A 17621-nucleotide genomic window follows, 5' to 3' on the forward strand; every position below is an offset into this window, starting at 1 on the left:
GGTTCGGGTGGGGCGGTCACGACGGGTGCGGGCGGGGGCGCTGTCTGCGGCGGGGTGGCCGGAGGCGGGGCGATGGGAGCGCGGGCGGTGACGGGGCGGGTTGACGCAGGAGCGGGCGCTTCCGCTTCGGGCCGGGCGACGGTGCGGCGGGGGCGTGCCGTTGGCGCGGCACGCGGCGCTTCGGGGGCGCCGAAGTCTTCCGGCGTGGCTTCGTCGAACGCAGTGGCGGGCGTGGGGACGGCGAGCAGGGCGGCGGCGAGGTCCGGGTCGTTCAGGCGCTGGTCGGCTTCGGCGATCGGCGAGCGGCTGGGCAAGGCGGGACGCAGCGCCGGGGCGGCGGCCGGGGCGAGCCCGGCGCGGTCGAGCAGGCGTTGCAGATAGGAACTCATGCCGCCCGCCGGGAGGCGGCACGCTCGGCTTCGCAGAGCCGGGCGAGGGCGCGGCGGTCGTCGCGGCTGAGGGCGAGGATTTCGGCGTGCGACCAGCCATAGGCGCGGGCCAGAAGATGCGTCTCGCGCAGCAGGAACGGGCGTTCACGCGCCAGGGCCGCGACCAGGAAGGCGGCGAGGTCGAAGCGGACCGGCTGCGTCGTCGCGCAATGTGGGCAGGTGGCGGACACGTCGCGGGCGAGCGCGGGGGCGGCGGCCTCCAGGGCGGCATCGAGCGCTTCGGGATCGGCCTCGGGATCGCCGGCGATGACGCAGGCGGCGCGCAGCGACGCGGCCCCGCCGCCGCGCGCGGCGTTCGCGAGGTCGGCGACGCTGGGCGGGCGGATGCGGCGGCCGTCCGGGAGGGTGAAGGTGCCGTCCGCGTGCGGCCCGGCGATGTCCGCCGTCACATCCGGCAGCGCCGCGGCGAACGCGGTGAGCGAAAGGGTGATTTCCAGCCGCTCGCCGCAGGCGGCGCAGATGGTGCGCGCCTCCACCTGGTCGCCGTAGAGCGCGTCGAACACGGCGGCGAGCAGGCGGTCGTGGTCGGCGAGGGTGAGGTGGTCCACGCCGCTTGCGTCGAGCCAGCCGTTGCCGCCGACCACAAGCCGCCGCAGCAGGCTTGTTGCCGCCTCGGGCTGGCCGGGATCGACCGCGGCCTCGTCGGCGCCGGTGAGCGGGCGCAGGCGCGCGCGCAAGGCGGGCGATGCGGCGGCGGTGAGGGTGACGGCGTGCATGTGGCTCAGGTCTCGGCGACCTCGACGACGGCGATATCGCGCTCGAAGCCCTCGTTCTGGATGATGATGGATTCGAAGGCGATGGCGTTGCCGTTGGCGTCGAGCTCCGGCACGGCGGTGAATTCGGAAACCCAGCAGCGATAGACCTTCCAGGCCTTCACCTTCACGCCCTGCAGGTTGTACAGCTCGATGGCGATGTCCTTGCGGAAGTTCTTGAGCGACACGCCGGCGTCGCCCTCCACGCTGTAGACGAGCGTGGCCCAGGATTCGAAGGTGAGGTCGTAGGTGATGCCGCGTTCGAGCGTGACCGGCTCGAAGCTGGTGACGCCCGGCGAGTGGCGCTTGGTGGACAGGTCGCCGCCGTCGCGGTGGGTGACCACTTCGGTGGTGCGCTTGAGGCCGCTGACCTTGCTGACGCCCGCAACCGGCTGGCCGTCCACCACGACTCGGAACTTGAAGTTCTTGTATGGATCGATGCGGGTCGTGTTGACGCTGAACTGAACCATGATGCTCTCCTTGCGGCGTCGTTAGACCTGCACCTGGCCGGCGATCTGCCGGATGACGACGATGACGAACTCGGCCGGCTTCAGCGGCGCGAAGCCGACGACGACATTGACGATGCCGAGGTCGATGTCGTTCTGCGTGGTGGTTTCCGCGTCGCATTTCACGAAATAGGCGTCGGACGACTTGGCCCCCTTGAACGCGCCCTGGCGGAACAGGTTGTTCATGAACCCGCCGGCGGCGAGGCGGATCCGCGCCCAGAGCGGCTCGTCGTTCGGCTCGAACACCGCGAAGCGCAGGCCGCGATAGAGGCTTTCCTCGATCAGCAAGGTGAGGCGGCGGACGGGCACGTATTTGAAGTCGTCGTTGCCGGAATTGTCGAACCCGGCCATGGTGCGCGCGCCCCAGGACACGATGCCGTTGGGGAAGATGCGCAGCGCGTTCACCGCCTGCGGGTTGATGATGCCGTTGTCCGCATCGGTCATGCGATGCTCGACGCCAAGCACGCCCAGCAGGTTCGCCTCCAGCCCCGCCGGCGCCTTCCACACGCCGCGGCTGGAATCGATGCGGGCATACAGGCCGGCCTGGGTGCCCGACGGGTCGATCGCGCGCTGCACCCCGTCCACCACGGCGAGCAGGCGCGGCCAATAGATGGCGGCATGGTCGAGCGTGATGCCGATGCGCAGCGGGGCGATGCCGGTGCCGGGATCGGTGGCCTGGTTCACGTCGGCCCAGGCGTTGTTGTCCGATGGCGGATCGACGATGAGGAAGGCGCGGCGCTGCTGGCAGAAGGCGCTGGCCGGGCCCCAGAGCTGGGTGCGGATGGCGTCGCTCTGCCCGAGCGCGCGCGGCAGCACCATGATGTTGAAGATGTCCACCTCGCGGTCGATGGCCGCGAAGGCCGCTTCATAGTCGGCGAGTTGCGGGAAGCCGCCGTTGTTGCCGGCGACCGAAGCGGACTGGAACGGGCCGGCGCCACCTGCCCCGCCGGTCTGGCCGACCGTGTAGGCGCGCACGTTGTAGGCGGTGGGATCGGTCGGCAGGGCCGGCGGCTCGAACAGCTCGCCGGCGGCGCCGATGTCGAAGCCGCCGGCGCTGGTCAGGCGGGAATCGAAGCCGGCATCGGAGCCCTCGAAGCGCGGCGTGAGGGCGAGACGCAGCGCCTGGGTGCGCGCCGACCAGCGGTTGGCGCTGTTGGCGGCGATGGAGGTGGCGAGCAGGCCGAGATTCTGCCGCACGTTCAGCAGCGAGCCCACCACCGTGTCGGCCGCCGCCGGAACGAAGGTGGTGCCCGCATACATGGGCTGTGCGGGAAAGGTGAAGGCGACGGCCTGGGTATGGTTGGCGCCGAAGGCGGGATCGGTGAGCGTCCACGACGCGAGCTGGCCCTGGGTGGCGGAGGCGAGGCTGCGCAGGCGCTGCAGGTCGTCGGCGGCGCCATGCACATGCGCGACGAGGCCGGTGGGCGCCGGGCGGGCGCGCGACCAGCGGCTGATCTCCAGGCCACCATTGGCGACGCCGAGCTGCAGCAGGGACGCGGCGTCGTTCGGCGGCGCGGCACTGACGACGACACCGCCCCCGGCGCTGCGGATTTCCAGCAGCCGTCCACCCGTAACGGAGTTCGGCTGGGTGCGCAGCGTGACCGTCACGGTGCCAATCAGGCCGGAGGTTGTCAGGCGCGTGTTGATGGCATTGGTTAGCCCAGTGAGGAAGGTCGGCAGGTCGACTTCCTGGGCGAAGGTGACGGGAATGGCCGGCTGCCCGTCCAACGAGATGGTAATGCTGCGGGTGGCCGCCGGGTTGTTGCCGAAGCGCAGCGCGATGGCGGTGTGGGCGTCGGCGTCGAGCACCGGGAAGATCAGGCCGGAGAAGGACACGCCCTCCACGCCGGCGACGATGCCGGCCACGGCCGGGCCGTTCACGGCGACGCTGACCAGCGCCGAGTTGGCGTTCACCACCGTCTCGATGAACCGGCCGGAGGCGGGGTTGATGCTGAGGTCGGTGAAGGTCTCGAGCCCGGTGCGGGTGACCGTGCCGGTGGGACCGACGACCCGGCGGTAGAGCGTGAGGTTGAAGCTGCTCTCTGGGTTCGGCGTGTCGTAGTCGATTTCGGCGCGGATCAGATTGCCGTCGGTGCCGGCGTCGAGCGCGGTGAGCGTGAGCACCGGCTGGCCGGCTTCATTGGCGAGCGTGACCGCGGCCGCGGCGGCGGTGGCGTCGGCGATGCGGGTGATCCAGGCGGTGCTGCCACCATTGAGGAAGAACTGGCCGACCTGAGGGACCAGTTCGCCCATGCTGGCGTCGGTGCCGTAGAGCTTCTGGAAGGCAGTGAGGTTGGTGACCCGCGTGGGGGTGTCGAGCCGGCCGAGCCGGGCCATGCCAATGAACGCGGCGGTCGATGTGGAGACCGGCGTGATCGTGTTCGAGCCGGATAGCTGCTCGTCGATGTAGACGCCGGGATAGCTGACTTGAACAGGCATCGTCTCGATCCTCCCCGGCCGCGCATGGGCCATTTGTGCGTCGTCCGGGGCTGCAGGGCGACTGCGGACGGACACGTCGCGGCGAAGCGAGCGGGAGCAAGAAACGTGCAACCGGATTGCCGCCGGCAACGCGATGATTCAACGGACAAATCAGCCAGTGTGGGCGCGGTCCTGGGTTCCGTCCGGCCCATCAGTACCACGCAGGGCGCGCGGATCGGTGGGGCGGTTCGGTCCCACCTGGGTCGGCGATGACCCGGTTCGGCGATGGCGCCATCGCCTGGTGCCGGCGACGAAGCGTTTCACACGCGAAATTGAAAATCCGCCGCTGCCGGCGGGCCTACCGGATCTCGTTGACGTAGCTGTAGCCGTGCGTCTGCGCGCGGTGCTGGCTGACGATGACGACGGCGCCGGTCTGGTCGTAGGCCTCCTCGTCGATCACCAGCAGGGCGGCGGGGCGTTCGAGGCCGAGCAGGGTGCAGTCGGCGTCGGTCGCCAGCTCCGCCGTGACGCGCTCACGCACCGCGGACACGCGGATGCCGTAACGCTCCAGCAGATGCAGGTAGATCAGCGGCGGCACCTCCGCCGCGTCTTGCGGGAAGTCCGGCAGGCGGCGGGCCACAAGCATCATGCGGGCATGCATGACCGGCCGGCCGCCGACCCGGCGCAGGCGGTGCAGGTGGATCAGGTCCTCTCCGGCGTCGATGCCGAACGGGGCGGCTTCCTGCGGGGTGGCAGGGCTGCGCGACAGCGACAGCACCTCGGGTTCCGAGCGCAGCCGTGATCCGTCGGCGCCGTGCAGGCGGAAATAGTGGAAGAAGAAGCGCAGGCTGTGTTGCGGCGTGCGCCCGGTCACTATCGTGCCGGTCTTGCGGCGACGCATCAGCATGCCGTCCGCGGTGAGGTCGGCGAGCGCGCGGCGGATCGTTCCGACGGCAACGCCATACTCCGCCGCCAGCGCCACCTCGCCGGGCATCACCGTGCCGGGGGGCAGGGTGCCGGCCAGGATCGCCTCGGCGATGCGGCGCTTGACGTGCTCGTAGAGCGGCAGCGGCAGTTCGGGAAAGGCGCCGCTCGCGGTTTCGCGATTGACAACCGACATTTCATGCCTGTCTAATTCTATATAGAATATAGTATATCGTTGCATCGCACGGAAGAGCATGACGGACACCAGCCCCTCGGTTGCCCCACCCGATTCGCCCTTGGCCAGGGCAATGGCAGAGATCGCGCGCGACGCCGCCAGCGCGGTTGCCGAGCTGGGCCGGATGGTGGCGGTGGACACCTCGTTTCCGCCTGGCGCGGGCTATGACGCCTTCGCGGGGCTGATGGAGGAACTGGTCGAGCCGCTCGGGTTCCGGCATCGGCGCGTGGTGGTGCCGGAGGCGCTGTGGCACGTGCCCGGTGGGCCGGCGCATGGCCCGCGCACCAACGTGGTGGCCGAGCGCCGCACCGGCAAGCCGGTCTGCGGGCTGTATTTCCATGTCGATACCGTTCCGGCCGCGCCGGGCTGGACGCGCGATCCGCTGCATCTGGTGCAGGAGGACGGACGGCTGTACGGGCTGGGTGCGGCCGACATGAAGGGCACCATCGCCGCGGTGCTGCTGGCGCTGCGCGCGGCGGCACGCTGCGGCGTGGAGCTTGCCTACGACCCGACGCTGCTGCTGTGCACGGACGAGGAAGGCGGGCTGTATCCCGGCGTGCGCTACCTGGCCGAGCAGGGGATGCTGGAAGGCCATGTGCTGAACTTCAACGGCACCGCCGCACCGCGCATCTGGGCGGGGTGTTTCGGCGTGTTCAACCTGCTGGTGCGGCTGCGCGGGCAGGCGGTTCATGCCGGAGAAGGCAACCGCGCCGGCGCCGGCGTCAACGCCATCGAGGCGGCGTTGCCGTTGCTGAATGCGCTGGCGGCCCTGAAGCCCAGGGTCGCGGCGCGGCACTCCGCTCTGCCGCCGCCGCCGCATGCCAAGGGGCCGTTGGCGGCGCAGCTCAGCATCGCCGCCGCGCATGGCGGCATCTGCGGCGGCCAGGTGCCGGCGTTGTTCGAGATCCTGGTGAGCCGGCGCTATCCGCCGGAGGAAAGCTTCGAGGCTGCGCTTGCGGAAATCCAGGAGGCGATCGCCGCCGGCGTGGCCGACGTGCCGGGGCTGACGGTCGAGACGGATCTCGTCGGCCATCTCATTCCGACCGGCGATCCGACCGGTCCGCACTGGCCGCGCTGGCAGCAGGCGCTGAGCGCCGGCTTCGGCTATGCGCCGGAGGCGTTCCGTGCCTGGGGCGCGGCGAGCTGTTCGGATTTCGGCTATGTTCAGCGGACGGGGATGCAGGAAGTGCTGCTGGGCGGCCTGGGCCGGCCCGAGCGCAACGTCCATGGCCCCGACGAGCACACCACGGTCGATGACGTCGTGGCGCTGGCTCGCAGCGTGCTTGCCTATCTCGCGGCGGATTTCGCCGCCGGCCTGATTCCCGAAACCGCCACGCCCGCACTGTAAAGGAGCGCCCATGACCCGCTTGACCCGACGGATCTTCCTGGCCGGCAGCGCCGGCCTGGCCGGAGTGCCTTCGCTTGCTGTCGTTCGGTCGGCCGGGGCGCAATCGCCGGCGCCGCGCCGGGGCGGCACGCTGCGGATCTCGGTGGATCAGGCGGCCAGCGTGATCCATCCGCTGCGCACGCGGGTGAACCCGGAATACCTGGTGACCGAGTTGCTGTACAGCAACCTCACGCGCCTGAAGCTGGACATGACCGTGGAGCCGGACCTCGCGGAATCGTGGTCCGCCAATGCGGAGCTGACGGAGTGGACGTTCCGGCTGCGCGAGGGGCTGACGTTCCACGACGGCACGCCGTGCACCGCGAAGGACGTGGCGGCCACTTTCGTTGCGATCCTCGACCCCAAGACCGCCTCGCCCGGGCGGACCAATGTCGGGCCGATTGCCGAGGCCACGGCCGTCGATGCGCGCACGGTGGTGTTCAAGCTGTCGGCACCTTATGCGGACCTGCCGGTGGCGGTGGCGTACACCAACGCGCGCATCATTCCGGCGGCGATCGCGCAGGGCGATCTCGATCGGCTGGCGCGCAGTGCGGTCGGCACGGGGCCGTTCAGGCTGGTTTCCTATGAGCCGGACCGCCGCATCGTGGTGGAACGGAACCCCGCGTACTACGATCCGCAGCGCCCGTGGGTCGATCGTGTCGAGGTTCTGGTTTATCCCGACCCCACGGCGGAGGCGTCGGCGCTGTTGTCCGGCGACACCGACGTGATGATGAACACGGCTGCTGGCGAGTTCCCGCGCCTGTCCGCGGCCGCCGGGGTGAAGGCGCTGCGCGTGCCGTCCGGCCAGTTCCTGAACGTCAACATGGGCTGCGATCAGAAGCCGTTCAGCGATGTGCGGGTGCGCCAGGCGCTGGCACTGACGGTGGACCGGGAGGCGATGGTGGGCTTCGTCGCGGGCGGGTTCGGCACGCCCGGCAACGACTCGGCGATGAATGCCGCCTATCATTTCTACAAGGACCAGCCGCTGAAGAAGCCCGACATCGCCAAGGCCAAGCGCCTGCTGGCCGAAGCCGGATATCCGAACGGGCTCGATCTGACGATGGTCGCGTCCGACACGCCGGGCACGCGCGCGCAGCTGGCCGTGGCGATGCGCGAGATGGGCAAGGCCGCCGGCTTTCGCATCAACGTGCAGACGATGCCGCATGCGACCTATCTCGACCAGGTGTGGAAGAAGGGGGCGTTCTATGTCGGCTTCTACAACATGCAGGCGACGGCGGACGCGATCTTCTCGCTGCTCTACACCTCCAACGCGGCATGGAACGAGACCCGCTGGAACAACGCCGACTTCGACAAACTGGTGGCGGAAGCGCGGGTGACGCTGGATGAAGCCAGGCGCCAGAATCTGTACGGGCAGGCGCAGATGTTGATGCATGAGCAGGTGCCGTCGGTGATTCCGGCGTTCTTCGACCTGCTGGCCGCGCAGCGTGCGTATGTGCAGGGCCGTCAGTTGCATCCGCGTGGGGCGGTGTTCCGGCTGGACCATGTCTGGCTGGGCGATGGCGCGCCGAAGCGGGGCTGATCCTTGTCCGCTTCCTGGCTGCTCCGGCGGGTCCTGCTGATCGCCTACACGATCCTGGTCGTCTCCCTGCTCGTGTTCGGCATCACCCAGGTCCTGCCGGCCGATGCCGCAGTGACTTTGCTGGGCGAGAACGCGACGCCGGCCGCGCTGGAGGCGGTGCGGCTGAAGCTCGGTCTGGGCGATCCGGTGTGGCTGCAATACCTGCGCTGGCTGTCGCACGTGCTCACCGGCGATTTTGGCGTGTCCATGCGCACCGGGCAGCCGGTGGGGCCGGAGATGTTCGCCGCGTTGTCGCGCTCGCTGCTGCTGGCGGTGGGGGCGATCCTGGTGATGCTGGTGCTGGCGGTGCCGCTGGGCATGCTGGCGGCGCTGCGCCAGGGCCGGCTGGTCGACATGTTCACAAGCCTGGTCTCGTATCTCGGCGTTTCGCTGCCGGAATTCGTGACCGCGACGCTGATGCTGATGCTGTTCGCGGACCGGCTGCAATGGCTGCCGGCGACCGGCTACGTGGCGCCGCTGGAGGATTTCTGGGACAGCGTGCGCCATCTGGTGCTGCCGGTGCTGACGGCATCCGTGATCCTGATCGCGCATGTCGCGCGGATGGTGCGCTCTGAGACGCTGGATGTGCTGCACAGCGACTATATCCGGGCCGCCCGGCTGAAGGGGCTGCCGGAACCGGTGGTGCTGCTGCGCCATGCGCTGCGCAACGCGTTGCTTCCGGTGGTGACGATCGTGGCGCTGGATGTCGGCTATCTGCTCGGCGGCATCATCGTGATCGAGGAGATCTTCGCGTTGCCCGGCATCGGCCGGCAACTCGTGGTCGCCATCACCGCGCGCGACCTGCCGTCGATCCAGGCGGGCGCGTTGATCATGGCGGCGACCTATGCGGTGGCGAATTCTCTGGCCGACATGGCCTACGCATTCCTGGACAGGCGCATCCGCTATGACTGAGGCGTTCCGCCGGCTGCTGCGCACCCCGCAGGGCGCGCTCAGCATCGCGCTGCTGATTCTGCTGGCGGCTGTCTGCGTCGCCGGCCCGGCGCTGGCGCCGTACGATCCCGAGCAGATCGACTTCCTCGGCCGCTTCAGCCCGCCCGGGGCACTGCACTGGCTCGGCGCGGACCAGCTTGGGCGCGACGTGCTCAGCCGGCTGCTGGTGGGCGCGCGCAGCACGGTGCCGCTGGCACTGTTGGCGACGCTGCTGGGCACGCTTGGCGGCACCGTGATCGGCACCGTGTCGGCCTATCTCGGCGGGCGCTGGGACGAAGCGATCATGCGCACCATCGATGCGGTGATGGCGGTGCCCGGGTTGCTGCTGGCGCTGCTGCTGGTCAGTACGCTGGGCAACGGCAGCTTCAATGCCGCGATCGCCATTGCGGTGGCGTTCGCGCCGGGCATGGCGCGGGTGACCCGCAGCGTGGCGTTGACGGTGCGCAACCAGGACTACGTGAAGGCCGCGATCGCGCGCGGCGAGGGCGGCGGCTGGATCGTGTTCCGCGAGATGCTGCCGAACGTCGTGGCGCCCGTGGTGATCGAGACCACGATCCGTGTCGCCTTCGCGGTGATGCTGTTCGCGACGCTGAGCTTCCTCGGCCTCGGCGCGCAGCCGCCGGCATCGGAATGGGGGCTGATGGTGTCGGAGGCGCGGCGCTATCTGCACCAGGCGCCGTGGATCATCATCGCGCCGTCGGTGGCGATCGGGCTGACGGCCATTGCCTTCAACCTGCTCGGCGACGGGCTGCGCGATGCGCTGAACCCGCGGGACGAGCGATGAACCCGGTCCTTTCCGTCTCTGGCTACACGCTCGACTACGTCACGTCAGGTGGGACGCATCGGGCGCTGGACGACGTGTCGCTGGCCATCGCGCCCGGCGAGGTGCTGGGGCTGGTGGGCGAGTCCGGTTCCGGCAAGAGCTCGCTGGTGTGGTCGATCATGCGCCATCTGCCGCGCAATGCGCGCGAGCTGCAGGGCGCAATCCATCTGGGCGACACCGATCTGCGCCGGGCCACGCCCAAGGCGCTGCTGGGTATCCGCGGGCGGCGCATCGGCATGGTGTTCCAGGACCCGTCCACCTCGCTCAATCCGACGCTCACGCTCGGCCGCCAGCTTACGGAAGTGCTGGTCCGCCATCGCGGGTTCAGCAAGGCGGCGGCGTGGCAGGAAGGCATCGAGCTGCTGCGGCGGGTGGAGCTGCACCAGCCGGAAGTGCTGATGCGCCGCTATCCGCACGAGGTGTCGGGCGGCGAGAAGCAGCGTGTCGTCATCGCCACCGCGTTCGGCTGCCGGCCCGAGCTGATCCTGTTCGACGAGCCGACGACGGCGCTCGACGTGATCACCGGCGCGCGCATCCTCGACCTGTTCCGCCGGCTGCGGGCGGAGACCGGCGTTGCGGCGCTATACATCTCGCACGATCTCGGCCTGGTCTCGCGCATCGCCGACCGCGTGGCGGTGATGCGGCGCGGCAAGCTGGTGGAAGAGGCGGCGGCGTCCACCATCTTCCGCGCACCGGCGCACGAGGATACGCGCCGGCTGGTCGATGCGGTGCCGCGCCCGGAACGGCGGCTGGTGTTCGACGAGCCGTCGGGGCCGGTGCTGCTCGGCGCGCGGGACATCGCCGTGCAATATGGCCGCAAGACGCTGTTCCGCCCGGCGCCGCCGCCGGCGACGCGCAATGTCAGCCTAGATGTGCGGGAAGGCGAGATCCTCGGCGTGGTCGGCGAATCCGGCTCGGGCAAGTCGTCGATCGCGCGGGCGCTGACCGGGCTTGCCGAGTTCCGCGGCGGCATCCGCCTGGGCAAGCGGCCGATCGCTGGGGTGGCGCAGATGGATGCCGCCTATCGTCGCGCCGTGCAGATCGTGTTCCAGCATCCGGACACCTCGCTCAATCCGCGCCAGCGCGTGGGCGAGATCCTGGGGCGCCCGCTGCGCATGTTCGGCGGCGACGCGCGCGAGATCCCCCGGCTGCTGGAGCAGGTGCGCCTGCCGGCGTCCTATGCCGGCCGCTGGCCGCACCAGCTTTCCGGCGGCGAGAAGCAGCGTGTCGCCATCGCCCGCGCCTTCGCCGCCAAGCCGGCGCTGGTGATCTGCGACGAGATCACGGCGGCACTCGACGTGTCCGTGCAGGCCTCGATCATCGACCTGCTGCTGGCGCTGCGGGCCGAACACGGCACGGCCTATCTGTTCATCACGCATGATCTGAACCTGATCCGCCAGATTGCCCACCGCATCGCCGTGATGCGGCGGGGCGAGCTGGTCGATCTGCTGGCGGTGGATGCGCTGCAGGGGGAAAGCGTGCATCCCTACACGCGCGAACTGATCGCCGCCTCGCCCACGCCTGTCGGCTGACGCAAAGGAAATCCCGGATGGAACCGAAAGACCTGCTGGCCCGCATCGATACGCAAACGTGCCTGACCTTCCTTAGCCGGATGGTGCAGCACAAGAGCTACAGCCAGACCGAGGGCGAGCGCGTCCTGGCCGGCTTCATGGCCGAGCAGATGCGCGCGCTGGGCCTGGAGGCCGAGCTGACGCCGGTGGAAGGCGAGCGGGTCAACGCGGTCGGCCGCTGGCGCGGCACCGGCGGCGGCAAGAGCCTGCTGTTCAACGGCCATGTCGACACCAATCCGGTCAGCGAAGGCTGGACCGTCGATCCCTGGGCCGGGAAGGTAGACGACACGTTCATCTACGGCATCGGCGTGTCCAACATGAAGGCCGGCGACGCCGCGTATTTCTGCGCGGTGAAGACGCTGATCGATGCCGGCGTGAAGCTGCGCGGCGACGTGATCCTGACCTATGTGGTGGGCGAGCTGCAGGGGGGCGTGGGCACGCTCGCGCTGATCCGCCAGGGCGTGCGCGCCGACTACTTCGTCAACAGCGAGCCGACCGACGTGCAGGCGCTGACCATGCACGCCGCGGCCTTCACCTTCCTCATCGAGCTGGTCGGCGATACGCGGCATCTGTCCAAGCGCGAGGAGGCCGTTGATGCCATCTCGGCCGCGTGCGACCTCATTCCCCGCCTCAATGCGATGACGTTCTCCGGCGCACCGACGCCCGAGCACGCCGGCATCAACCGCGTGCATGTGGGCGTGGTGCATGGCGCGCTGGGCAAGGAGCTGCATGAGTGGCGGCCGCCGCAGGTTGCCGATTTCGTGCGGATCAAGGGGTCCGGCCGCTACGCCCCGGGCCAGACGGAGGCGGGCGCGCTGGCCGATCTGCGGCGCGAGCTGGATGCGCTGGAGGCACGCTTCCCCGGCCTGCGCGCCACGCTGACGCCGGAGCACCAGCTCGGCCGGCCGATGATGCCGTCCTTCGAGGTGGCGAAGACCAGCCCGATCGTGCAGGCGGTCAACCGCGCCTACCGCACGGTGCGCGGCGTGGACCAGCCCACGGGCGCGATCACGCCGCCGGGCTTCTACGGCACGGATGCCGCGCATCTGTTCCGCGCCGGGGGGATGGAAGGCGTCGTCTGCGGGCCGGGCGGCCGCTACAACACGATGCCGGACGAGCGCGTGGACATCGCCGACTTCCTCGACATGGTCCGCATCTACATGCTCACCATTCTCGAGATCTGCGCCTGACCATGCGCGCGCCCGCAACCTTCGCGCCGCGTATCGAGCGGCTTCGCGGCGTGATGCAGGCGCATCGCTGCGACGCGATGCTGGTGGACCATGCCGAGCTGCTTGCCTGGGCGACCGGCTACACGGTGTCGCAGACGATGTATCGCGCCGCCGTCATCCCGTTGTCCGGTGAGCCCTGCTTCGTGCTGCGCAGCCTCGATGCCGGGCCGTGCCGGGACGGCGTGTGGTTCTCCGACATCGTCGCATTCGCCGATGACGCCGATCCCTATGTCGTGGTGGCCGAGGCCATGCAGGCGCGAGGGTTCGCGGCGTCGCGAATCGGCGTGGACTTCACCTCGTACGGCTTCACCGCGGACGCGCAGCGCCGGCTGGCATTGCTGCTGCCCGAGGCGGCGTTCGTCGACCTGGGGCCGGTCAACGATGCCGTGCGGGCCTGCAAGTTCTCCGACGAGATCGCGCTGATCGAGGCGGCGGCAGGGATCGCCGACGCCACGATGAGCGAGCTGGAAGCGGCGGTGCGTCCCGGCCAGCGCGTGCGCGACGTCGCCGCCATCGCCGCTTCCGCCTTCCTACGCCTGGGTGCCGACGAGGGCGGTCCCGGCCCGATCCTGCGCGGCAGCGGCGATATCGATTTCCTGCACGGGCACGGGCTCGACGCGGTACTGGGCGCGGGCGACATCCTGCACGTGGAGCTGACGCCGCGTGTGCGCAACTACAGCGCGCGGCTGATGCGCCCGATCTTCCTTGGCCGGCCCCCGGCGGCGCAGGCCGAGGCGTTCGCCCGGTTGACGGCGCTGCAGGAGGTGCAGATTGCCGCGATGCAGCCGGGTGCGACGGCGCGCGAGGTCGACGCGATCCTGCGCGATGGCGTGCTGCGGGAGGGCCTGCGCGCCGACTTTGCGAACGTGACCGGCTATATGCTGGGGCTGTATGGGCGCACGCCGCGGTCGAGCGACTTCTCGCACGCGTTCCATCCCGGCGCGGCCTTCACGTTGCAGCCGGGCATGGTGTTTCACATGTATGCCTCGGCGCAGGGCGTCGCCATCAGCGAGACGGTGCTGGTGTCGGCGAGCGGCCCACGGCGCCTGACCAGGTGCCCGCGCCGGGCCATGCGGGCGCCGGCCGGGGATGGCGTCGACGCAACGGATTGACCGGCAGGAAAGGCCACGGGCTTCGCCGTTGCGACGATGCGGTCACGCAGGGACGGTGCCGCGGTTGACGGGGGCCGCGCGACCGAGGGTGTTGCGCACAGCCAGCGCCTGGATTGCCGGCGGGAAGCAGGGCCGCTCGACATAGCGCCCGGCGCCGCGGACGGCGCGCAGGTCGCCGTCGGCCCAGACGAGGCGGCCGCGGCAGATGGTGTGGCGCGCGAGGCCGGTCGCCTGCATGCCCTCGTAGACGTTGAAGTCGACGTTCTGGTGGTGCGTCGTCGCCGAGATCGTGCGGCTCGCTGACGGGTCCCACAGCACCAGGTCGGCGTCGGCACCTGGTTCCAGCGCGCCCTTGCGCGGGTAGACATTGAAGATCTGCGCCGTGTTGGTGGAGGTGATGCGCACGAACTCGTTCGGCGTGATCCGCCCGGTGGTCACGCCATGGTGCCAGAGGATGCTCATGCGGTCCTCGATGCCGCCGGTGCCATTGGGGATGCGCGTGAAGTCGTCGCGGCCGGCGGCTTTTTGTGGCGCGCAGAAGCAGCAATGGTCGGTCGCGGTCGTCTGCAACTGGCCGGAGACGAGGCCGGCCCAGAGGGCGTCCTGGTGCTTCTTCGCGCGGAACGGCGGGCTCATGACATGGGCGGCGGCGGTGGCCCAGTCGGGATGGCGGTAGACGCTTTCGTCGATCACGAGGTGCTGGGCCAGCACTTCGCCATAGACGCGCTGGCCGGTGGCGCGGGCGCGGGCGATGGCGGCGGTGGCTTCCTCGGTCGAGACATGCACGATGTAGATCGGGGCGCCGAGCAGGCGGGCGATGGCGATGACGCGGTTGGCGGCCTCGCCCTCCACCTCCGGCGGGCGGGACAAGGCGTGGCCCTCGGGCCCGGTGATGCCCATGGCGAGCAGCTTCTGCTGCAGATGGGCGACGGCGTCGCCGTTCTCGGCGTGGACGTTGCAGATGGCGCCAAGCTCCAGCGCGCGGCCGATGCTGTGCAGCAGGACGCCGTCATCGACCATCAGCGCGCCCTTGTAGGCCATGAAATGCTTGAAGCTGTTGACGCCGTGTTCGCGCGTCAGCGTCGCCATCTCCGCAGCCACCTGGTCGGACCACCAGGTGACGGCGACGTGGAAGCCGTAGTCGCCGGCAGCCTTTTCGGATTTCCCCCGCCATTCGTGCCAGGCCTCGATCAGCGAGGTCCGGGGCGGGGGGATGACGAAATCGATGATGCTGGTGGTGCCGCCGGCGATGCCGGCCGCGGTACCGGTGAAGAAGTCGTCGCTGGCGGTGGTGCCCATGAACGGCAATTCCATGTGCGTGTGCGGGTCGATGCCGCCGGGCATGACCAGCAATCCGCCGGCGTCGATGATCTCGCAGCCGGCGGGCGGTTCGATCCCGGGACCGACCGCGGCGATGATGTCGCCGTTGCACAGCACGTCGGCGCGGAAACTGCGTTCGGCAGTGACGACGGTTCCGCCTCGGACCAGCAGCGACATGATGGTGTCCTTTCCTATGGTTCCATGGCCGGCGCGCGCACGCCGCAGCCCTTCAGCACCAGCGCCACAACGGTTTCGGTGGCGGTGGCGAACTCCGCGTCGCCGATCTTCGTCTTGTCCAGCACGGCACGGATCTGCGCGTCGAAGTCGGCGTAGGTCTGCGTCATCGCCCAGATGGCGAAGAGCAGATGCACGGGGTGGACAGGGTCCATCAGGCCGGCCTTGCTCCAGCCCGCGATGACGCCGGCCATTGCGGTGACGCGCTGGCGCAGGTCGGTGCGGAGATAGGACATGATGTGCGGCGCGCCGCGCAGCAGTTCGCCGGCGAAGATGCGCGAGGCCTCGGGGCGGCGGCGCGAATGTGCCATCTTGGCGCGGACATAGCCGGCCAGCCCCTCGGCCGGGTGGCGGTCCGGCACGATCCATTCCACGGCGTCGTCGAGCCACAGTGCCAGGATGCGTTCCAGCACGGCGCAGTAGAGGCGTTCCTTGGTGCCGAAGTAGTAGTGCAGGTTGGCTTTCGGCAGGCCGGCCGTGGCGGCCAGTTGTGTCATCGTTGCGCCGTCGAAGCCGCTCTGCGCGAACACTGTTTCGGCGGCGGCGAGGATCTGCGCCTCGCTGGTGCGACGGATGGACGCGGTTGCGGGACCGCGTGGCGCGCCAGCCGCACTCTCCGCCGTCTTTCCCACGGTGCCGCGATCCTCCGCTGGCTGGCAGATGGACAGGCGGCCGGTTCCTGCCGGCCCTCGTCCGCAAGTCTTCATCATGTCTGACCAGGCGGTCAACAAATCAGTTGACGCCGTTCCTGTCGGTGCCTGAAGCTTGGGCATCGCTGTGGGGCAGCAAAGGGGCGCGGGCATTGAACGAGGTCCGGGACGTCGCCGCCGGCCGGTTGGGGGCAGCAGAGCTGGCCGCGAATTTCGCCGATATGCATCCGCCGCTGACGCCGGCGCAGGCGGTGGTGGAGGCCAATCGCTGCTATTTCTGTCACGACGCGCCGTGCATCGAGGCATGTCCGACAGGGATCGACGTCCCCGGCTTCATTCGCAGGATCGCCACCGGGAATCTGCGCGGATCGGCGCAGACGATCCTGGACGCAAACATCATGGGCGGCAGTTGCGCGCGCGTCTGCCCGACCGAGATCCTGTGCGAGCGCGCCTGCGTGCACACGGCGCAGGAGGGCCAGCCGATCCGGATCGGCGCGTTGCAGCGGCACGCCACGGACTGGCTGATGGAGCAAGAGATCGCGCCGTTCACGCGCGCCACGCCGACCGGGCGGCGGGTGGCCGTGGTGGGGGCGGGGCCGGCCGGGCTCGCCTGTGCGCATCGGCTGGCGCGCCATGGCCATGATGTGACGATCTACGAGGCGCGGCCGAAGCCGGGCGGGCTGAACGAGTACGGCATCGCCGCCTACAAGCTGGCGGACGAGTTCGCGCAGCGCGAGGTGGCGTTCATCCTGTCCGTCGGCGGCATCATCATCGAATACGACAAGGTGCTGGGCCGCGACGTCACGCTGCAGGGGCTGCGGCGGGACTTCGATGCGGTGTTCCTGGGCATCGGTCTCGCCGACACGAAGCCGTTGGGTGTGCCCGGTGGCCCGTTGGCCGGTGTGCGCGATGCCGTGGATTTCATCGCCGAACTGCGCCAGGCGCCGAAGGAACGTGTCGAGGTCGGGCGACGCGTGGTGGTGATCGGGGGCGGCAACACGGCGATCGATGCGGCGACGCAGGCGCGCAGGCTGGGGGCGGAGGACGTGACCATCGTCTATCGTCGCGGTCCCGGGCAGATGACGGCGACGCACGCCGAGCAGGAATGGGCGCAGATCAATGGCGTGCGCATTCGCCACTGGGCGGCGCCGCTGCGCGTGCTCGAGCACGACGGTGCGGTGTCCGCGGTTGCGTTCGCACGCACGTATCTGGGTGCCGACGGGCGGCTGGCCTTGTCCGAGGACCGGTTCACGCTGGCGGCAGACATGGTGCTGAAGGCCATCGGGCAGGCGCTCATCCCCGGCCCGCTCGATGGCGCGATGGCGATGTTCGATGGACGCATCGCCGTGGATGCGGACCGGCGCACCTCGCTTGCCGACGTGTTCGCCGGCGGGGACTGCGTGCCGGGACCCGACCTGACGGTGAACGCGGTGCAGGATGGCAAGCTGGCCGCCGAGGCGATCCATCGCCAGATCGGCGGCTGA

General features: G+C 69.8%; 14 protein-coding genes and 1 pseudogene. 8 read left to right on the forward strand and 7 right to left on the reverse strand.

The features are described from left to right. From OL599_RS15870 to OL599_RS15890, 5 genes and pseudogenes are all read right to left on the reverse strand, one after another. Window positions 1–389 (reverse strand): annotated as a pseudogene (locus OL599_RS15870) (hypothetical protein); the annotation flags it as partial. Continuing rightward, a complete protein-coding gene (locus OL599_RS15875) occupies window positions 386–1165 on the reverse strand; it encodes a hypothetical protein (protein WP_264714800.1) in 780 nt (259 codons plus the stop codon). The gene OL599_RS15875 and the pseudogene OL599_RS15870, both read right to left, overlap by 4 nt. Before the next feature lie 5 nt (window positions 1166–1170). After that, window positions 1171–1671 carry a phage tail protein gene (locus tag OL599_RS15880; RefSeq protein ID WP_264714801.1) on the reverse strand — a complete coding sequence of 167 codons (501 nt, stop codon included), beginning with the start codon at window positions 1669–1671 and terminating at the stop codon, window positions 1171–1173. A gap of 21 nt (window positions 1672–1692) precedes the next feature. Further along, on the reverse strand, window positions 1693–4146 hold the full coding sequence (locus OL599_RS15885; RefSeq protein ID WP_264714802.1) for a phage tail sheath family protein: 2454 nt from the start codon (window positions 4144–4146) through the stop codon (window positions 1693–1695). 337 nt (window positions 4147–4483) lie between these two features. After that, complete coding sequence (locus OL599_RS15890) at window positions 4484–5245, reverse strand: GntR family transcriptional regulator (RefSeq protein ID WP_264714803.1); 762 nt, start codon at window positions 5243–5245, stop codon at window positions 4484–4486. Between the two features lie 112 nt (window positions 5246–5357). Here OL599_RS15890 and OL599_RS15895 point away from each other — a divergent pair, with 112 nt between their 5' ends. The 7 genes from OL599_RS15895 to OL599_RS15925 are packed head-to-tail and all read left to right on the forward strand — an operon-like array spanning window position 5358 to window position 13933. Then, window positions 5358–6632 (forward strand): M20 family metallopeptidase, encoded by a 1275-nt coding sequence (locus OL599_RS15895; protein ID WP_264714804.1) that lies wholly within the window; start codon window positions 5358–5360, stop codon window positions 6630–6632. A 10-nt stretch (window positions 6633–6642) separates the two neighbouring features. After that, entirely contained in the window at window positions 6643–8208 is a 1566-nt protein-coding gene (locus OL599_RS15900; protein WP_264714806.1) for an ABC transporter substrate-binding protein, read from the forward strand. Window positions 8209–8211: 3 nt separating this feature from the next. Next, on the forward strand, window positions 8212–9159 hold the full coding sequence (locus OL599_RS15905) for an ABC transporter permease (protein WP_264714807.1): 948 nt from the start codon (window positions 8212–8214) through the stop codon (window positions 9157–9159). Then, window positions 9152–9982 (forward strand): ABC transporter permease, encoded by an 831-nt coding sequence (locus tag OL599_RS15910; protein ID WP_264714808.1) that lies wholly within the window; start codon window positions 9152–9154, stop codon window positions 9980–9982. Before OL599_RS15905 ends, OL599_RS15910 begins: the two co-directional genes overlap by 8 nt. After that, entirely contained in the window at window positions 9979–11553 is a 1575-nt protein-coding gene (locus tag OL599_RS15915; RefSeq protein ID WP_264714809.1) for an ATP-binding cassette domain-containing protein, read from the forward strand. Before OL599_RS15910 ends, OL599_RS15915 begins: the two co-directional genes overlap by 4 nt. Before the next feature lie 17 nt (window positions 11554–11570). Beyond that, window positions 11571–12782 carry a M20 family metallopeptidase gene (locus OL599_RS15920; protein ID WP_264714810.1) on the forward strand — a complete coding sequence of 404 codons (1212 nt, stop codon included), beginning with the start codon at window positions 11571–11573 and terminating at the stop codon, window positions 12780–12782. Window positions 12783–12784: 2 nt separating this feature from the next. Beyond that, window positions 12785–13933, forward strand: a complete 1149-nt coding sequence (locus OL599_RS15925; RefSeq protein WP_264714811.1) for a M24 family metallopeptidase — start codon at window positions 12785–12787, stop codon at window positions 13931–13933. A gap of 42 nt (window positions 13934–13975) precedes the next feature. On the opposite strand, the gene hydA is transcribed toward OL599_RS15925, so the two are convergent. Together hydA and OL599_RS15935 are read right to left on the reverse strand one after the other, a co-directional pair. Continuing rightward, on the reverse strand, window positions 13976–15430 hold the full coding sequence (hydA, locus tag OL599_RS15930) for a dihydropyrimidinase (RefSeq protein ID WP_264714812.1): 1455 nt from the start codon (window positions 15428–15430) through the stop codon (window positions 13976–13978). 14 nt (window positions 15431–15444) lie between these two features. Next, complete coding sequence (locus tag OL599_RS15935; protein ID WP_264714813.1) at window positions 15445–16119, reverse strand: TetR family transcriptional regulator C-terminal domain-containing protein; 675 nt, start codon at window positions 16117–16119, stop codon at window positions 15445–15447. A gap of 170 nt (window positions 16120–16289) precedes the next feature. Here OL599_RS15935 and OL599_RS15940 point away from each other — a divergent pair, with 170 nt between their 5' ends. Continuing rightward, window positions 16290–17621: an NAD(P)-dependent oxidoreductase gene (locus OL599_RS15940; protein ID WP_264714814.1), complete on the forward strand. Its 1332-nt coding sequence runs from the start codon at window positions 16290–16292 to the stop codon at window positions 17619–17621.

This window comes from Limobrevibacterium gyesilva (assembly GCF_025989185.1).
GTDB lineage: Bacteria > Pseudomonadota > Alphaproteobacteria > Acetobacterales > Acetobacteraceae > Limobrevibacterium > Limobrevibacterium gyesilva.